A 14,281-nucleotide genomic window follows, 5' to 3' on the forward strand; every position below is an offset into this window, starting at 1 on the left:
AGGTGCCGGCAGGCGGATGAGGGGCAGCGATGACCTCGGCGACTATCCCAGAATCGAGCCAGTTCGTACTCGCCAACGCCCGACTTCATGCGTCCCTGACACCAGGCCTTGCCGCTGCCTTCGACAGCGATGGCTTTACGCTTGCCGACATCACCGTCGCCGACGGCAGGATTTCCAGCATCGCCGCGCGTGGCCGCGCAACGACGCCGGCTGGTGCCATCGATCTTGCCGGCCGTATCGTGCTGCCCTGTTTCGTCGACTGCCATACCCATATCGACAAGGGCCATATCTGGCCGCGAAAACCCAATCCCGACGGCACCTTCATGGGCGCGCTGAATGCCACCGGCGCCGATCGCGCTGCCCGCTGGAGTGCGCAGGATGTTGCGCGGCGCATGGATTTCTCGCTGCGCTCGGCCTACGCGCATGGCACCAGGGCGCTGCGCACCCATCTCGACAGCGTCGCGCCGCAGGAGGAGATCTCCTGGCCGGTGTTTGAGACGATGCGTGAGACATGGCGCGGCCGCATCGAATTGCAGGGCGCCTGCCTGCTCGGCATCGAGGGCGTGCGCGATAGGAAATGGTTCGACAGGCTGGCGAAACGGGTTGCCGCCGCCAAGGGCGTGCTCGGCGTCGTCACCTATATGGTGCCGGATCTGGAAGAGCTGCTCGACCATGTCTTCGCGCAGGCGATCAAGCACGGGCTCGATCTCGATTTCCATGCCGACGAGACCGACGACATCGCGGCCATCTCGCTGAAGAAGATCGCCGAGGCCGCACTCTGGAACGGTTTCGAGGGCAAGATCCTCGTCGGCCATTGCTGCTCACTGGCGCGTCAGCCCGACCTCGAAGTGATGGACACGCTGGACAAGGTGGCGAAGGCCGGGTTGGCGGTGGTGTCGCTGCCGATGTGCAATCTCTATCTGCAGGACCGGCGGACCGACCACACGACCCCACGCTGGCGTGGCGTGACGCTGCTGCACGAGATGAGGGCGAGGGGCATTCCGGTCGCGGTGGCTTCCGACAACACGCGCGATCCCTTCTATGCCTATGGCGATCTCGATATGCTGGAGGTCTACCGCATGGCGACACGCATCCTGCATTTCGACCATCCGGTCGCCGATTGGCCGCAAGCGGTCACCGCGACGCCGGCGAGCGTGATGCGGCTCGATGGTTTCGGCACGCTTGCCGTCGGCGGCGATGCCGATTTCATCCTGTTCAAAGGCCGGAGCTGGACGGAATTGCTGTCGCGGCCCGAATCGGATCGCATCGTCGTGCGCGCCGGGCGCGCGATCGACCGGCAATTGCCCGACTATGCCGAACTCGACGAACTGATGGTGGAATGATGGACGTTTCGGCGCTCAAACGTGATCTCGACGGGATAAAACTCGACGATAATCCGGCCATCGTCCAGCAGAAGAGCCGCGACTTCTACTGGTACAGTCCAGTCCTGAAACAGCAGCTCGACCATGTCACCGGCGACCTGATCGTGACGCCGAAGAACGAGACCGAACTGATCCGTGTGCTTGCCGCCTGTCACCGGCATGGCGTGCCGGTGACGCCGCGCGGCAGCGGCACCGGCAATTATGGGCAGGCGATGCCGCTTTCGGGAGGCGTGGTGCTCAACCTCGCCGAAATGAACGAGATCAAGTCGATCGGCCCGGGCCGCGTGGTGACCGGGCCAGGTGCGGTGCTGGCCGACATCGACAAGGCAACGCGCGCGCATTCCGGGCAGGAGCTGCGGCTGTCGCCGTCCACCTACAACACCGCCTCGATCGGCGGTTTCATCGCCGGCGGTTCGGGCGGCGTCGGCTCGATCAATTTCGGCGGCTTGCGCGATTTCGGCAATGTGCTGCGCCTGCGCGTGGTGACGATGGAGGCGGAGCCCAAAGTGCTCGAACTCACCGGCGAGGACCTGCACAAGGTGACCCACGCCTATGGCACGAACGGTATCATCACCGAAGTCGAGATGCCGCTGACCGCGGCCTATGAGTGGGTCGATGTCATCGTCGGCTTCGACACCTTCATGGGTGCGGCGCGCTACGGCAACGCGCTCGCCCGCCAGGATGGCATCCTGACCAAGCTGATCACGCCGATATCAGCGCCCGTGCCGCAGCTCTATTTCAAACGGCACCAGAAGTTTTTCAGGGAAGGGCAAAGCATCTGCGTCGCGATGGTGGCGCGGCATGGGCTCGATGCCTTCCTTGCCTTCACCCGGCGGGCCGGCGGTGACGTGATCTTCAACGCCGCCGTCGCAACGCCGGACGAGAAGAAGGGCCTGCCGCCGGCCTATGAGCTGGCCTGGAACCATACGACGCTGAGGGCGCTGCGGGTCGATCCCGACATCACCTATCTGCAGTCGCTCTATCCCTTTCCCAACCAGCTGGCGCTGGTCGAGAAGATGGACGCGATGTTTCCAGGCGAAGTCTTTTCGCATCTCGAATTCGTGCGGCTGGACGGCAACATCACCTGTTTCGGCTTGCCGCTGGTCAAGTTCACCACCGAGGCGCGGCTCGACGAGGTCGTCCGGCTGCATGAGGAGAATGGCTGCCCGATCTTCAACCCGCATCGCTATACGCTGGAGGAGGGCGGGATGAAGCAGACGGATGCGGTGCAGCTGGCCTTCAAGCGCGAGACCGATCCGCAAGGCCTGCTCAACCCCGGCAAGATGATCGCCTGGGAAAATCCGGACTACGACTATCGTTCGGGCCGGACTTTTTTGTTCAAGGGGCTGCAAAAGGCCGATTGATGAACATCCTCGTCCTCTTTGCCCATCCGGTCGAGACCAGCTTCAATGCCGGCCTGCACCGTATGATCGTCGAGCGGCTGAGGGCGGCGGGCCATTCGGTCGATGACTGTGACCTCTACGCCGAGGATTTCGACCCGAGGCTGACCCGCAAGGAGAGGCTGGACTATCACAACCAGCGCGCTCCCGGGGAGGCTGTTGCGCCCTATGTCGAGCGCCTGTTGCGGGCCGATGCGCTGGTGCTTTCCTATCCGGTCTGGAATTATGGCTTCCCGGCGATGCTGAAGGGCTTTTTCGATCGCGTGTTTCTGCCAGGCGTGTCGTTCAAGTTGGTCGATGGCAAGGTGCAGCCTTCGCTGCACAACATCAAGAAGGTCGCCGCTGTCACCACCTATGGCGGCAGCCGGGTTCGCGCCATCTTGATGGGCGATCCGCCGCGCAAGCTGATCAAGCGCATGCTGCGCGCCACGGTAAAGCCCGGCGCGCCCGTGACTTACCTCGCGCACTACGCAATGAACCTGTCGACCGACCAGACGCGGAAGGCCTTCATGACAAAGGTCGCGGCGCGCATGGATGCGTTCTGATGCGGGTCCTCGTCGTCTACTGCCATCCGGTGCCGGAAAGTTTTTGTGCCGCAATCCGCGACACCGCCATGGACGTTCTGAGGCGAAGAGGCTGGGACGTGCGGCTGCTCGATCTCTACGCGGAGAAGTTCGACCCGGTGATGGGCTGCGAGGAGCGGCGCACCTACAATGAGCGGGCGCCGCAAGATCCGGCGCTGAAGCCGCATTTCGAACTGCTCAACTGGGCGGAGGCGATCCTGTTCGTCTATCCGACCTGGTGGTACGGGCTGCCGGCTATGCTGAAGGGTTGGCTCGACCGGGTGTGGGCCACCGACATCGCCTTCAAGCTGGCAGGCAAGGGAGGGATCAAGTCGCTGATGACGCATGTCACCAAGGTCGGCGTTATCACCACCTGCGGCGCGCCGACCTGGTGGAGCGTCGTCGTCGGCCAACCGGGGCGCAAAACCCTGCTGCGCGGCATGCGGGCGCTCTGTGCGACGCGCTGCCGGACATTCTTCCTGGCACACTATCTGATGGATGCCTCGACGCCACGGACACGGGCGGCGTTCCTGGCGAAGGTGCGGGCGAAGCTGGAAAGGTTTTGAGCGCAGGACTTCCCTTCTCCCCTTGTGGAGAAGGTGGCCGAGCGAAGCTCAGTCGGATGAGGGGTGCTCCAGGGAACACCAGCGTCTCATTCCTTCCAACACCCCTCAACCGTCTCGGCGCCATGCGCCGATCCACCTTCTCCCACAAGGGGAGAAGGGAGAAGTGGCCCGCTACATCTTCACCCTTTCCGCCTTCGGATCATACATCGGCTTCAGCGACGCTTCCGCCGCGAAACGTTCGCCGGCGATCTCGATCTCGTAGGTCGAGGCCAGCACATCCGCCTCGCTTTCGCCCTGGCAAGGCACATAACCCAACCCGATCGCACCGCCGAGATGGTGGCCGTAATTGCCCGATGTGACCGGGCCGACGATCTTGCCGTCGCGCAGTATCGCTTCATTGTGGAAGAGCAGCGGCTGCGGGTCTTTCAGGCGGAACTGCACCAGCCGGCGGGCCAATCCGGCTTCCTTCTTCTTCAGCACAGCATCGCGGCCGATGAAGTCGCCCTTAGCCGTCTTCACCGCGAAGCCGAGGCCTGCTTCCAGCACATTGTCCTCGTCGGTGATGTCGTGGCCGAAATGGCGGAAGGCCTTTTCGATGCGGCAGGAATCCAGCGTGTGCAGCCCGCAGAGTTTCAGCCCGACATCGGCGCCCGCCTCCTCGATCGCCTCGAAGACATGGGCCGCCTGGTCGGTCGAGACATAGAGTTCCCAGCCGAGCTCGCCGACATAGGTGACGCGGTGGGCGCGGGCGAGACCCATGCCGATCTCGATCTCCTGGAAGGTGCCGAAAGGATGGGCTTCGTTGGAGAAATTGTTCGGGCTGACCTTCTGGATCAGCTTTCGCGCATCCGGGCCCATCACGCAGAGCACGCTTTCAGCGGCGGTTACATCGGTGATGACCACGAAGGCCTCACCGATATGCCGGCGCAGCCAGGCCAGATCGCGCTGCAGCGTGGCGCCGGGGACGACGAGGAAGTAGGCCGTATCCGACAGGCGCGAGACGGTGAGGTCGCTTTCGATCCCGCCACGCTGGTTGAGCATCTGCGTGTAGACGATCTTGCCCGGCGCAACGTCCATGTCGTTGGCGCACAGTTTCTGCAGGAAGGAGCAGGCGTCGCGGCCCTCGACGCGGATCTTGCCGAACGAGGTCATGTCGAACAGGCCGACCTTGTTACGAACCGCCAGATGTTCTTCGCGCTGGTTGTCGAACCAGTTCTGCCGCTTCCAGGAATAGCGGTATTCGCGCTCCTGTCCCTCCCGGGCGAACCAGTTGGCACGCTCCCAGCCGGCGACCTCGCCGAACACGGCGCCCCGTGCCTTCAGATGCTCATGCAAGGGCGAGCGGCGCACACCGCGCGACGTCGCCATCTGGCGGTAGGGGAAATGGTCGGCGTAGAGCAGGCCGAGCGTTTCGGAAACGCGCTCCTTGAGATAGCGGCGGTTCCTCTGGAACGGCTGGGTGCGGCGGATATCGACTTCCCACAGGTCGAACGGCGCTTCGCCATCGTTGATCCACTGCGCCAGAGCCATGCCGGCGCCGCCGGAAGAGACGATGCCGATCGAATTGTAGCCTGTCGCCATCCAGTAGCCCCGAAGTTCCGGCGCTTCACCGAGATAGTAGCGGTCGTCGGGCGTGAAACTTTCGGGACCGTTGAAGAAGGTATGGATGCCGGCGGTGGCCAGCATCGGCATGCGGTTGACGCCCATTTCGAGGATTGGCTCGAAATGATCCATGTCCTCGGGCAGCTGGTCGAAGCAGAAATCCTCACGGATGCCGTCCATGCCCCACGGCTTGGCCACCGGCTCGAAGGCGCCGAGCATCATCTTGCCGGCATCTTCCTTATAGTAAGCGCATTCGTCCGGCACGCGCAGGACCGGCAAGCGGCTCAAGCCGGGGATCGGCTCGGTGACAAGATAAAAGTGCTCGCAGGCATGCAGCGGGATGTTCACGCCGTTCCGCGCGCCGAGATCGCGCGCCCACATGCCGGCGCAGTTGATGACGATGTCGGCCTCGATCGTGCCCTGGTCTTCGCCACGTGCCCAGGACACGCCGGCAACGCGGCCCGCCTTCGTGTGGACCGTGGTGACCTTCACGTTCTCCACGATGGTGGCGCCGCGCTGGCGCGCGCCCTTGGCCAAAGCCATGGCGATGTTGGCGGGGTCGCACTGGCCGTCGAGCGGCAGATGCACGGCGCCGACGACGTCGGAGACATTGAGATGCGGATACATTTCCTTGACTTCGCTGGGCGAAATCTCGCGCACGTCGACATCGAAGGCGCGGGCGAGCGAGGCCTGCCGGTAGATTTCGTGCTTGCGCTCCTCGGTCAGCGCCACGGTGATCGAGCCGACCTGGCGCATGCCGGTGCCGACCTCGGTCTCGGCTTCCAGCCTGACGTAGAGGTCGGCGGAATATTTCGCCAGCCGTGTCATGTTCTGCGAACCGCGCAGCTGGCCGATCAGGCCGGCGGCGTGCCATGTCGTGCCCGATGTCAACTGCTTGCGCTCGAGCAACACGATATCGGTCCAGCCGAGCTTGGCCAGATGATAGGCGACCGAACAGCCGGAGACGCCACCGCCGATGATGACCGCGCGTGCCTTGGTGGGGATAACCTTGGGAGCGGGGGTGTTCATGCGGCCTCGCGGCGATAGTTGGAAGCAAAACGGCGCAGCCTGGCCGCTGCTTCCTGCAGAACGGGCTCGGGCTGGCAGAGGCTGATGCGGATATGGCCGGCGGCGGCCTCGCCGAAGCTGGAGCCTGGCATCACGCCGACATTCTCCTTGTCGAGCAAGGCGAAGGCGAATTTCTCATCGTCGGGTTCGACATCGGAGATGTCGAGCATGACATACATGCCGCCTTCGGAACCGCGCACCGTCACATCGTTCATGCCACGCAAGGCGTTGAGGAAGATGGTGCGGCGCGCCGCGTATCGTTCCGCGATGTCCTTCACCCCGTACCGGTTTTCCAGGGCCTCGGCGCAGGCAATCGAGATGAAGGCCGGCAGTCCGTAGGTGGTCACCAGATTGAGATTGACGAGCAGCGCGATCATCGCTTCAGGACCGGTCAGCCAGCCCATGCGCCAGCCGGTCATGCCATGGCTCTTGGACATGGAATTGATAACCAGCGTGCGCTCGGCCATGCCCGGCAGCGAGCGCGGCGAGACATGCTCGCCGCCGCCCAGCGTCCAGTAGACCTCGTCCGACAGCAGCCAGAGGTCATGCTCCCGGCAGATTTCGGCCAATTGTTCCAGCCGCTCGCGCGAATAGACCGCACCTGTCGGGTTGTTCGGCGTGTTGATCAGGATGGCGCGGGTATTGGGCCGCACTGCCGCGCGGATCATCTCGGCACGCGGCTGGAAACCGTCCTCGGCCGGTGTTTCAACGACGGTGAAACTGGCACCGGCGGCGCTGAACGTGTTGGGATAGGTGGCGTAGTAGGGCGCTACCACGATGGCGTGGTCGCCCTGATCGAGGACGGCCTGCACGGCCGCGTAAAGTGCTGCCTGGCCACCCGGTGTGGCGATGACCTGATCCGGCGTCGTCTCAATGCCGGTGCAGGCGGTGGAGGCCGTGGCCATTGCCTTGCGCAGGCGCGGCAGGCCTGGCAGCGGCGTGTAGTGATGGTTGCTGCCGCGAACCGCCGCCACGCAGGCTTCGATCGTCTGCGAAGGCGTGTCGAAATCATGGTCGCCGACCGACAGCATGATGATGTCTTCGCCGGCTTCCTTGCGGGCCCAGGCGGCGAAGTGAACTTCCCAGCCATCCTTGCCCGAAGGCACGATGCCGGAAATGCGCGATGATGGTCTAGGCATTTGCTACTCCCGAAATCTCGTACCCTGTTTCTTCCAGCCGGTCGCGCAGCGCGGCGATGTGGCCCGGCCCGACCTCGCAGCAGCCGCCGACGATCTGGGCGCCGGCTTCGACCCAGCCCATCGCCTGATCGGCATAGGCCTCCGGATCGAGATCGTGACGTGCGTGCAGCACCTCGACCGTGCCGCCGTGCTTCAACGCATCGATCGACGTGAAACCATTGGCATAGGCGCCAACCGGGCCGCCAAGTTCGATCAACTCAGGCAGCGCCGCCGCGATTGCCTCCGGGCGACAGCAGTTCAGCAACCGTGCGGCCACCGGCAAACCGCTCAGGGCGCTAGCCGCTGCGGCAATCGTCTCGCCGCTGCGCAGCCGGGGCTCACCGTGGTCGCAAAGCGTCCACGATACCCATACCGGCTTGCCGCTTTCCGACGCGGCGGTGACGGCCGCGCGCGCTTCCTCGGCGGATGCCATGGTTTCGCAAAGGAACAGGTCGACGCCATCCGCCTGCTCGGCAACGATACGGCGGTAGATATCGAGCGTGTCCTGGTAGGAAATGGTCAGTGCCGGCGCGTAGCTGCCGAAAAGCGGCGACAGGCAGCCGGCGATCGCCACGTCGCCGGCCTCGTCGCGCGCTTGCCTGGCCAGGTCGATGCCGCGCTTCTGCAATGGTTTGAACAGCTCCTCCGCGCCCTCGCGCGCCAGGCGTTCGGGCGTCGCCGAATAGGTGTTTATGGTGATGACGCGGGCACCGGCGCGGATGAACTCGGCATGCAGGCCGCGCACCAGATCGGGTTCGTCGATCAGCACCCTGGCCGACCACAGCGGCGTCGGCTCCGACTTGCTGCGCCGCACCAGTTCCTGGCCCATCCCGCCATCGGTGAGAATGACACGCTTCATGCGCGCAGCCTCTCGTTCTTCGGATCCCACAAGGGCTCGTCCTTCTGCACGACAGCCTTGAACCGGTCGCCGAAGATTTCGACCTCGACAGAGGTGCCCGGCTCGGTCAGGTCGGCGCGCAGCATGCCGAGCGCGATGGACTTGTCGGTGCGATGGCCCCAGCCGCCTGATGTCGTTTCACCAACGATCTGGCCGCCATGCCAGAGCGTCGACATGTAGGGTGCGTCGCAATCGCCGGGGTTTTCCACCACCAGCGTGACGAAGCGTTTCTTCACGCCTTGCTGTTTCTCGTTCTGCAGCGCCGTCTTGCCACGGAAGTCGGGCTTTTCCCATTTGACGAAACGTTCCAGCCCACCCTGCAGGATCGAATAGTCGGTCGACAAATCCCCCTTCCAGGTGCGGTAGCCTTTTTCGAGCCTCAGCGAATCCAGCGCGTACATGCCGAAAGGCTTCAAGCCGTGTTTCTGGCCTGCGGCCCAGATGGCGTCGAAGACGGCAACCGTGTCGTCCACCCTGGTGTGGATTTCCCAACCGAGCTCTCCGGCAAAGGAGACGCGCACGAGCCTCGCCCAGCGGCCGGCGATCTTGGTCTCCTGATGCGTCAGCCAGGGCAAGGCGAGATCCGCATCGCAGACATCGGCGAGGATTTTTCGCGAATTGGGGCCGGCGAGAATCTGGGTCGAATAGTCCTCGGTGCGGTCGGTCAGCGTGAAGGCCGCATCCCCTGGCATGCGCGACTTCAGCCATTCGAAATCATGCCACTGCGCGACCGCCGCCGTGATCAGCGTCATCTGATCCTCGCCATGGCGCACGACGGACATTTCGGTGACGATGCGGCCTTTGTCGTCGGCGAAGTAGACGAGCCCGATGCGACCAGGCTTCGGCACCAGGCCGGTGACCTGCAGGCTCAGCCATTCGGCGGCGCCGGGGCCTTCGAGGTTGAAGCGCGAGAAGCCAGGCAGGTCCAGGATGCCGGCGGCGTCGCGCACGGCCAGGCACTCTTCGCGCACGCGGTGCTGCCAGGGCCCGTCGCGGCGGAAGGTCAGTGTCGCCTCCTCGGAGATATCGTCGCCGTCCTGCGCGTACCAGGTGGCGCGTTCCCAGCCATTATAGGCGTCGAAGCGGCCGCCGAGCGCCTTGATGCGATCATGGATCGGCGAAAGCTTGCGGTCGCGCCCTTCCGGCCAGGCATGGCGCGGGAACTGGATGGCGTATTCGTTGCCGTAGATTTCCATGCCCTTGGCGACGCAATAGTCCGGCGCCGAAGCAAAAGAGGTGAAGCGGCGCGGGTCGCACGACCACATGTCCCACTCCGTCTGGCCCTGCGTCACCCATTCGGCCAGCACCTTGCCGGCGCCGCCGCCCTGGGCGATGCCGAAGGTGAAGACGCAGGCCTCGAATGCGTTGGGAACGCCAGGCATCGGGCCGATCAGCGGATTGCCGTCCGGCGCATAGGGGATCGGACCGTTGATGACCTTGGACAGGCCGGCGGTGCCCAGGATCGGCACGCGGGCGACCGCATCGGCCAGGTAGTGCTCCAGCCGGTCGAGATCGTCGGGGAAGAGCTGGAAGGAAAAATCCTCCGGCATCGGATCGTTGTGGGTGGCCCAATGCGCGCGGCAATTGCGCTCATAGGGGCCGAGATTCATGCCACTCTTTTCCTGGCGCAGGTAGTATGAGGTATCGACGTCGCGCAGCAGCGGCAGTTTTTTGCCTTGTTCCCTCGACCATGCCGCCAGTTCGGGGATTTCCTCGAACAGGATATATTGATGGCTCATCACCATCATCGGCACTTCGCGGCCGAACATCCTGCCGATTTCGGCGGCGCGGTAACCGGCGGCATTGACGACGATCTCGCAGCGGATCTCTCCTTGCGGTGTGGTGACCACCCATTCGTCCTTTTCGCGGCGCACGCCGGTCACCGGGCAGAAGCGGATGATCCTGGCGCCCATGTCACGCGCGCCCTTGGCCAGCGCCTGGGTCAACTGCGCCGGGTCGATATCGCCGTCGCTCGGGTCGTAGAGCGCGCCTTCGAGGTCATGGGTTTCGATAAAGGGGTAGCGGCGCTTGATCTCGTCGACGCCGACAACGTCGATGTCCATGCCCTGATAGCGGCCCATGCCCTTGGCGCGCTGGAATTCCTGCATGCGCTCCTTCGAGTGAGCGAGGCGCAGCGAGCCGGTGACGTGATAGTTCATGGGATAGTCGACCGCCTCGGCAAGGCCCCGGTAAAGCTCGGTCGAATAGCGCTGCATGTTCATCAGCGACCAGGACGAGGAGAAGGTCGGCACGTTGCCGGCGGCATGCCAGGTCGAGCCTGACGTCAGCTCGTTCTTTTCCAGAAGCACGCAATCGGTCCAGCCTGCCTTGGCCAGATGATAGAGCGCGGAGGTGCCGACAACGCCACCTCCGATGATCACCACGCGCGCCGTGCTCGGCAAACCCGCCATGTTCTTCTCCCAAACTTCAAGCGCGCTGCGCTTCTGCTTTTGTTTTGATGCATGTCGTCGTCCCAACCCGCGCACGGTTTTGGGCGACATGCATTCAGTAGACGGGTGGCGAAACCACCCAGATGACAACCGCCGGCTCGGTCCCCGGATTGCGCCAGCGATAGGGCTTGCCTTCGAAGCGGAAGGAATCGCCTTCGCCGAGCCGGTGCCAGACGCCCGCGATCTCGATATCGAACTGCCCGGAGGCGAGGTATCCAGCCTCCTCGGTCGGCCGGCGGGCCTCGGTCTTCAGCTCCGCGCCCGGCGCGAAGACAGAGCGCACCATCTCGAAGCTGCCCCCGAGATCGGGTGACAGAAGCTCTTCCACCAGGCCGGTCTCGCTGGTGCCGAGCGTGCGGCGCTTGCCGGCGCGCACAATGACGCCACGTTCGCTTTCCTGGGGCACGTCGTGGCTGAAGAACAGGCTGATCGGCACGCCGAACAGCTCCGCGAAGGCCCTGAGGTCGCTGAGCGATGGCGTTGACAGACCACGCTCGACCTGGCTGACCCAGCCGACCGAACGGTCAAGTTTCAGGGCGATCTCTGCCAGCGTCAGCCCGCGCGCCCTGCGCAGCGCCCTGATGTCGCTCGCCAGCACGCGTTCGTCAGGTCCCTGCAATGTTCGTGCGGTAGTGGAAGGCAAAACGCTCTCGTCATGAAATTTTCCATCCGAATTTCATGAGAAAGCAAGCTTATGAAAAAATCAAGTAGATTTTCACCGACGCTCAAGATTTGCTTGCAGGATTTTGACGGTTCATGCAAAGGCTCCGCTTCTTCGAGCGGCGAGCGGGGACGTCCGATCGACACAAAGGCTAAGGGACGGCCCATGCTGGAAAAGAAGGCTCGAATCGCGGGGGATGCCGAGATCGTCGATGACGCGATCATATCGCGCCGTTCGGTGCGCGCATTTCTGCCCGACATGGTCGACGACGAGACGATCCGCGCCATTCTGGCGGTTGCGGCGCGCGCGCCGTCGGGCACCAACATGCAGCCATGGCGGGTCTACGTCACCAAGGGCGAGACCAAGCAGCAGATATCGGATGCCATCCTGAATTCCGGCATCCGTGCCGAAAAGGCCGACTGGGACGAGTATCGCTACTATCCCACGCAGTTCTTCGAGCCGTACCTGACCCGCCGCCGTGCCAATGGCTTCGGTCTCTATGGCGTGCTTGGCATCGGCCGACGCGAGGTCGACAGGATGCGCGCCCAGCATGACCGCAACTTCGTCTTCTTCGATGCGCCGGTCGGCATGATCTTCACCATCGACCGCCGCCTCAACCAGGGTTCGTGGATCGACTACGGCATGTTCCTGCAGAACATCATGGTCGCGGCGCGGGGCAGGGGCCTGCACACTTGCCCGCAGGCCGCCTTCGCGCCCTATCACCGGCAGATCCGGCCGGTGCTCAACATTCCCGACGAGGAGATCGTCGTCTGCGGCATGGCGCTTGGGTATGAAGACACGTCCAAGCCGGAAAACGCCTTCCGCACCGATCGTGTGCCGCTGGAAGATTGGGTAACGTTCAGCGAATAGAGCCGCTGGGCGGCCAAGCTCGTGGCCGTTTCTATTCCGTGTTCATCCGCATGCCGTGGCCGCTGACATGGGCGCCGTCCTGCGGTGTCAGCTTGAGATAGGCGAGCAGCGCGCAGAGCGTGATGACGCCCTCGATCATAAAGAGGATCCGGAAATCACTGGCGACGGCCGCGCCGCCGCCGGCGAGGAATGACAGCATGGCAGCAGCAAGGCCGACGCTGATGGCGACCGCCAGCTGCCACAGGATGTAATAGAGCGCGCTGAAGCGGGCGAGCTGTTCGGGCGCGATGTCGGAATAGGCGAGGTTGCCGGTCGAAGCCCATTGCACCGAACGGAATATGCCGAAGATGAAGATATAGCTGAGCGTGATCCAGACCGGCGTCGTCGCCTGCAGCAAGGCAAAGCCCGCGACCATCGCGGCGACCACGGGCGTGTTGAAGACCAGCACGCGGCGGAAGCCGAAGCGATTGAGAAGGCGCGGCATGAAGAACCGCATGATCACCGAGCCGACCGCCGCGACGAAGGTCAGCGATCCCGCCTGCACCGCGCTCATGCCGAAGCCGAGCTGGAACATCAGCGGCAGCAGGAAGACGACGGAGCTGAGTCCGATCGTGTCGAGGCCGCCGCCGGTGAGGAAGGAGATGCGGAAGGTGCGGATGCGCAACAGCTTGAGATCGAGGAGGGGATTGCGTACGCGCAGGCAGTGGAAGGAAGCGACCGTCAGGATGACGACGGCCAGCACAAGCTCAACGGCGATCAAGCTCCCAGCGACGTCCTTCGCCGCCAGCGAGTCCATGCCGAAGACCAGCAGGACCATGCCGCTGCCGACCAGTAGAAAGCCCGGAAAATCGAAAGGCGTGCGCACGGGCTTGGTCACTGTGGGAAACAGCGAGGCGGCAAGTACGGCCGCCGTCAGCGCGAAGGGCACGTTGATGAAGAAGATCCAGCGCCAGGAAATGTAAGTGGTCAGCGCGCCGCCGACGAGCGGACCGACCAGCGGTCCGGACTGGCCGGCCAGCGAGATATACATGTTGATCTTCAGCGTCCGACTGCGCGGAAAGGTCGACAGGATGACGACCTGGCCGAGCGTGCCCATCAGCGCGCCACCGAAGCCTTGCAGCGCGCGGGCGCCGACCAGCATCCAGATGTCGTTCGAGAGCCCGCACAGGGCCGATGAGGCGGCGAACACCAGCAAGGCGAAGCAGTAGACATTGCGCAGGCCGAAGCGGTCGGCGGCCCAGCCGCCGAGCGGCATCGAGATGATCAGGCTCGCGACATAGACGGTGATCAGCAGGCCGAGCTGGCTGGGCGGACGGGCGAGGCTCTCGCCGATGCCGGGCAGTGCCGTCACCACGACATTCTGGTCGAGGCTGGTCATGAACACGCCACACGCGACCGTCAGCGGCAGCAGGAGCAGGGCTCTGGCCGACACATCGGCGCGATCCGTGGCGCCGGCGGATATTTCAGCAGTCATGGGGATGTTCGAACCAAACGAATGCGCCGACTCTGAGACGGGATTTTCATGTCCCTTGGACCGGTTGGGCGGCCCCGTTTTTGCATCATGAGCGCCCGCGGCGGGATTCTCTAGCGGCAGAACCGGCTGGCCTTGAGGCCAGAAGCCGCGGCGGAGCGGCCATCCGGTC

General features: G+C 64.0%; 11 protein-coding genes. 5 read left to right on the top strand and 6 right to left on the bottom strand.

The window, feature by feature from the left end; translation table 11 throughout:
* Nucleotides 1–29 precede the first annotated feature (29 nt).
* The 4 genes from FJ930_RS18070 to FJ930_RS18085 are packed head-to-tail and all read left to right on the top strand — an operon-like array spanning nucleotide 30 to nucleotide 3,911.
* The gene (locus FJ930_RS18070) at nucleotides 30–1,343 is read left to right on the top strand and encodes a cytosine deaminase (protein ID WP_141839548.1); all 1,314 of its coding nucleotides are present in this window, start codon (nucleotides 30–32) and stop codon (nucleotides 1,341–1,343) included.
* The gene (locus tag FJ930_RS18075; protein ID WP_141839583.1) at nucleotides 1,343–2,746 is read left to right on the top strand and encodes an FAD-binding oxidoreductase; all 1,404 of its coding nucleotides are present in this window, start codon (nucleotides 1,343–1,345) and stop codon (nucleotides 2,744–2,746) included. The genes FJ930_RS18070 and FJ930_RS18075 overlap by 1 nt, the downstream gene beginning before the upstream one ends.
* Nucleotides 2,746–3,327: an NAD(P)H-dependent oxidoreductase gene (locus tag FJ930_RS18080; protein ID WP_181763407.1), complete on the top strand. Its 582-nt coding sequence runs from the start codon at nucleotides 2,746–2,748 to the stop codon at nucleotides 3,325–3,327. The genes FJ930_RS18075 and FJ930_RS18080 overlap by 1 nt, the downstream gene beginning before the upstream one ends.
* Nucleotides 3,327–3,911 carry an NAD(P)H-dependent oxidoreductase gene (locus FJ930_RS18085; protein ID WP_141839551.1) on the top strand — a complete coding sequence of 195 codons (585 nt, stop codon included), beginning with the start codon at nucleotides 3,327–3,329 and terminating at the stop codon, nucleotides 3,909–3,911. Before FJ930_RS18080 ends, FJ930_RS18085 begins: the two co-directional genes overlap by 1 nt.
* A 171-nt stretch (nucleotides 3,912–4,082) precedes the next feature.
* Here the strand turns inward: FJ930_RS18085 and FJ930_RS18090 are convergent, their stop codons facing one another.
* The 5 genes from FJ930_RS18090 to FJ930_RS18110 all read right to left on the bottom strand — a co-directional run bounded on the left by FJ930_RS18090 (nucleotide 4,083) and on the right by FJ930_RS18110 (nucleotide 11,705).
* A complete protein-coding gene (locus FJ930_RS18090; protein ID WP_141839553.1) occupies nucleotides 4,083–6,542 on the bottom strand; it encodes an FAD-dependent oxidoreductase in 2,460 nt (819 codons plus the stop codon).
* Complete coding sequence (locus FJ930_RS18095; RefSeq protein ID WP_141839554.1) at nucleotides 6,539–7,720, bottom strand: pyridoxal phosphate-dependent aminotransferase; 1,182 nt, start codon at nucleotides 7,718–7,720, stop codon at nucleotides 6,539–6,541. The genes FJ930_RS18090 and FJ930_RS18095 overlap by 4 nt, the downstream gene beginning before the upstream one ends.
* Nucleotides 7,713–8,618, bottom strand: a complete 906-nt coding sequence (locus FJ930_RS18100; protein WP_141839555.1) for a homocysteine S-methyltransferase family protein — start codon at nucleotides 8,616–8,618, stop codon at nucleotides 7,713–7,715. The genes FJ930_RS18095 and FJ930_RS18100 overlap by 8 nt, the downstream gene beginning before the upstream one ends.
* Entirely contained in the window at nucleotides 8,615–11,068 is a 2,454-nt protein-coding gene (locus FJ930_RS18105) for an FAD-dependent oxidoreductase (RefSeq protein ID WP_141839556.1), read from the bottom strand. The genes FJ930_RS18100 and FJ930_RS18105 overlap by 4 nt, the downstream gene beginning before the upstream one ends.
* A gap of 94 nt (nucleotides 11,069–11,162) precedes the next feature.
* The gene (locus FJ930_RS18110) at nucleotides 11,163–11,705 is read right to left on the bottom strand and encodes an XRE family transcriptional regulator (RefSeq protein ID WP_181763415.1); all 543 of its coding nucleotides are present in this window, start codon (nucleotides 11,703–11,705) and stop codon (nucleotides 11,163–11,165) included.
* Between the two features lie 228 nt (nucleotides 11,706–11,933).
* Here FJ930_RS18110 and FJ930_RS18115 point away from each other — a divergent pair, with 228 nt between their 5' ends.
* Nucleotides 11,934–12,638: a nitroreductase gene (locus FJ930_RS18115; protein ID WP_181763408.1), complete on the top strand. Its 705-nt coding sequence runs from the start codon at nucleotides 11,934–11,936 to the stop codon at nucleotides 12,636–12,638.
* Nucleotides 12,639–12,669: 31 nt separating this feature from the next.
* Here FJ930_RS18115 and FJ930_RS18120 read toward each other — a convergent pair whose 3' ends face one another.
* Nucleotides 12,670–14,112, bottom strand: coding sequence for an MFS transporter (locus tag FJ930_RS18120; protein WP_141839558.1), 1,443 nt, complete (start codon nucleotides 14,110–14,112; stop codon nucleotides 12,670–12,672).
* Nucleotides 14,113–14,281: the final 169 nt, after the last annotated feature.

Origin of the sequence: Mesorhizobium sp. B2-4-15 (assembly GCF_006658505.1) — a bacterium.
In the GTDB taxonomy this organism is placed as follows: domain Bacteria; phylum Pseudomonadota; class Alphaproteobacteria; order Rhizobiales; family Rhizobiaceae; genus Mesorhizobium.